Genomic DNA, 523 nt, shown 5'->3' on the forward strand with positions numbered 1-523 from the left:
GACACCCCCGCACGCCGCGGCTCGTCCCGCTCGGGCCACTCCCGCGCCTCGGTCAGCAACTCCACCCCACCCGCCGACCAGTCCACCTCAGGCGTCGGAGCATCCACATGCAACGTCCTCGGCAACACACCATGCCGCATCGCCAACACCATCTTCATCACACCCGCCACACCCGCAGCAGCCTGCGCATGACCGATGTTCGACTTCAACGAACCCAGCCACAAAGGCGAACCCCCCGCACGAGAACGCCCATACGTAGCCAGCAAAGCCTGCGCCTCGATCGGATCACCAAGCGACGTACCCGTACCATGCGCCTCCACCACATCCACATCCGCGGCAGACAACCGGGCACTCTCCAACGCCTGCCGAATCACACGCTGCTGCGAAGGACCATTCGGCGCAGTCAACCCATTGGACGCACCATCCTGATTCACCGCCGAACCCCGCACCACCGCCAACACCTCATGACCACTACGCCGCGCATCCGACAACCGCTCCAACAACAACACCCCCACACCCTCGG

Annotated in this window: 1 pseudogene; it reads right to left on the reverse strand. The window is 64.8% G+C overall.

The features are described from left to right. A pseudogene (locus ADK64_RS42595) lies at positions 1 to 523 on the reverse strand (polyketide synthase); the annotation flags it as partial.

Origin of the sequence: Streptomyces sp. MMG1121, from assembly GCF_001280015.1 — a bacterium.
Taxonomy (GTDB): Bacteria; Actinomycetota; Actinomycetes; order Streptomycetales; family Streptomycetaceae; genus Streptomyces.